General features: G+C 73.8%; 3 protein-coding genes. All 3 read right to left on the bottom strand.

Features of this window, described 5'->3' with window-relative positions; translation table 11 throughout:
* On the bottom strand, nucleotides 1-946 hold a 946-nt coding region (locus E1281_RS38865), incomplete at its 3' end, for a cytochrome P450 (protein WP_131884691.1).
* 13 nt (nucleotides 947-959) lie between these two features.
* A complete protein-coding gene (locus tag E1281_RS38860; protein WP_131884690.1) occupies nucleotides 960-1,712 on the bottom strand; it encodes a glycosyltransferase family A protein in 753 nt (250 codons plus the stop codon).
* A gap of 2 nt (nucleotides 1,713-1,714) precedes the next feature.
* Nucleotides 1,715-2,728 carry a ketoacyl-ACP synthase III gene (locus E1281_RS38855; protein ID WP_131884689.1) on the bottom strand — a complete coding sequence of 338 codons (1,014 nt, stop codon included), beginning with the start codon at nucleotides 2,726-2,728 and terminating at the stop codon, nucleotides 1,715-1,717.
* Nucleotides 2,729-2,972: the final 244 nt, after the last annotated feature.

Below are 2,972 nucleotides of genomic sequence, written 5' to 3'. Positions count from 1 at the left end.
GGTCGGGGTCGAACGGGCCGTGGGCGCGGCAGCAGTTGTGCGTGGCGATCAGGACGCGGTCGCCGGGGCGGACCGCCACGCCGCCGACCGTGGCGGGACGGTGCACGCCGCGCAGCATCACCGGCGTCGGCGTCGTCACCCGCATGGCCTCCTCGATGGCCGGGCCGAGCAGCGCCTCGTCGGCGGCGACCCGGGCGAGCAGCCCGTGGTCGGCGAGGAGGGCGATCAGGCGCGGCAGCAGCGTCGCCACCGTCTCCGTGCCGGTCAGGAAGAACGCGCCGGCGGCGCCTCGCGCCTCGTCCTCGGAGAGGCCGAGCGCCCGCATCCGTCCCATGACGGTCGACTCGTCCCCCGTCAGGTACGACTTGGCCGCGATGTCGCCGAGGGGGTCGAGCACGGCGCGGGCCCGCCGCACCTGGGACGGGGAGAGCCGCCGCGTCCGCAGCGAGACCATGGAGACGACGCGCTCGCCCTGCTCGAACAGGTCCCGGTAGGCCGCCTCGGTCCCGCCGTCCAGGCCGATGACCTCGCCGATGACCGCGCCGGCCAGCACCCGCGCGGCGTCGACCAGGTCGACGGCCGCGCCGCTTGCGAGACGGCCGGCGAGCCGGTCCAGGGGCTCGGCCAGGACGCGGGCGCACAGGGCCTCGGTGTAGGAGGGGACGAACAGGTCGGTCAGCCGGCGGCGCAGGGCACGATGCGCGTCCCCTTCCATGTTGAGCAGGACGGACGGCCCCAGGACCGGCGTCCACAGGTCGCCCGGCGAGCCGGGGCCGTCCTTGCGGAACGTCTCGCCGTCCATGAGGACGTCGCGGGCCAGGGACGCGTCGTTCACGACCACGCCGACCCCGGGCACGCGGACGATCGCGCCGCGCCGCGCGACCCCGCGCAGCAGCGGGTACGCGAACGGATGCGCGGCCAGGTAGAGGCGGCGTTCCCAGTTCACGTGGCGTCCGTGTTCATCTGATGTCCACGACGGGCGGCGTGTAGCGGTGGTCGGCGTACCAGCCGAGCGTCCGGACGAGGCCGAACGCCCGGAGCCGCCGTACCGAGCCGTACATCACGACGTCCTTGCGCAGCCCGTAGGCGTCGGTCACGCGGCGGACGCGGTTGACCAGCTCGCGGTCCTCGTGGACGTCCTCGATGCGGGTGCGGGGGAATCCGCCTGCCCGCTCGTACAGGTCGGCGGTGATCGCGAGGTTGCAGCCCGGCATCATCACGTACGGGCCGAGGTAGAGGGGGTCCTGGTTGCCGGGGCGGAAGCGTCCGAAGAGGGCGGCGAGGTCGATGACGGCCGGGAGCAGGCGCCGCTCCCAGAACTTCAGCGGGAACTCGTCGGTGCGGGGCAGCAGCGGACCGCTGACCATCTCCAGCCCTTCGCCGAACGCGCGCCGCACGGCCGCGATCCAGCCGCGGTGCGGCAGGCAGTCGGCGTCGGTGCGCGCGACGTGCGTGGCGCCGGCGCTGACCGCGTGCCGGACGCCGGTGTCGGCGGCGGCCCCGGTCCCCTTCTCCGGCTCGTGGACGATCCGGACGTCGAACGCCGTGTTTCCGGCGGCGAACTCCTTGACGACCCGGGCCGTCCCGTCCGTGCTGCCGTTGTCGACGACGACGAGCGAGAAGCCCGTGTCGGTCTGCCCGGCGAGCCGGCGCAGCGTCGCGCCGATCGACCGCTCCTCGTCATAGGCGGGGATGACGACCCACAGGTTCATCGTCACAGCTCCGCGAACATGACGCCGAGGCTGACGCCTCCGGCGAGGCCGATGAGCGCGACCCGGTCGCCGGGGCCGCAGCGTCCCCCGGCGAGGGCGGTGGCGATCTGGAGCGGGAGGCTCGCGGACGCGACGTTGCCGTGGCCGGGGAGCGTGACGACGAGCCGCTCCGGCGGGATGCCGAGGGTCGACCGGAGCACCTCCAGATACGGCAGCGTCACCTGGTGGACGGCGATGACCGCGAAGTCGTCCCACGTCAGGCCGTTCTTCTCCAGCGCGGTCGTGAAGATCTCCGGGCCGTTGGCCACGAACGCGTCCCTGAGCCGCCGCCCGTCGCCGCTGAAGTAGGTGAAGTCGGGGTCGCGGGGGTGCATCGAGCCGCCGGCCGGGAGCGTCCCGATCCGCCAGGCGCTGGAGACGGCGGCGAAGTCGCGGTAGAAGATCCCGCCGTCGGGGGCGGCCTCGACGAGCATCGCGGCGCCGCCGTCGGAGAGCGTGTAGCCGGCGAAGGCGTCCGCGAACTGGGCGCGGTCGCGGACCTTCCAGCGGATGGCGCGCGACGGGCTCTCCCCCGTGCAGACCAGCACGCGCTCGTGCTGCCCGGTGCGGATCAGCGCGTCCGCCGTCTGCAACCCGTTCAGGAAGCTGTTGCACGCGTTCTTGACGTCGAAGACCGGGCACGCGGCGCCGAGCTTGGCGGCGACGATGTGCGCGGTGGCGGGCTCGATCAGGTCCTGGGAGGCCGACCCGAACACCAGCAGGTCGACGCCCCCCGCCTGGAGTCCGCGCTGGGCGAGGACATCGCGTGCGGCGGCGACGGCCAGGTCCGACGCCTGCTCGTCGTCGCGCATGACGTGCCGGGTGCGGATCCCTGTCATCCGCTCGACGATCGTCGGGTGCGGCCGGTACCCGCCGTCCGCGGTGGCGCTCTCGGCCGCGACCCGGGCCTCGACCTCGGCGCTGGTGACCGTCCGCTCGGGCAGATGCGCCGCGACGGCGGTGATGCGGGCTCTCATGGGCTGGGGCTCCCCCGGTTCCTCGTGCTCCGTGGACGACCAGCCTCGCCGACCCGGACGCTCCCGGACAGAGCGACCCTACGGAACCAGGATGGGCGTTGTACCCCGGTTCGCCCTGAGTACCGCTACTCATCCGGATTGAGTACTACCGGACGGCGCGCACCCGCTTCCGCCCTCCTAGATCTCGGGGATCTCGCTCGGGAGCTCGGTGGAGGGGGCCGGAGCGGGCTGCTCGGGCTGCGGG

Origin of the sequence: Actinomadura sp. KC345 (genome assembly GCF_004348515.1) — a bacterium.
Classification (GTDB): domain Bacteria; phylum Actinomycetota; class Actinomycetes; order Streptosporangiales; family Streptosporangiaceae; genus Spirillospora.
The sequence above is the reverse complement of the archived record's forward strand: the minus strand, read 5'-3'. Positions and strand labels throughout refer to the sequence as shown.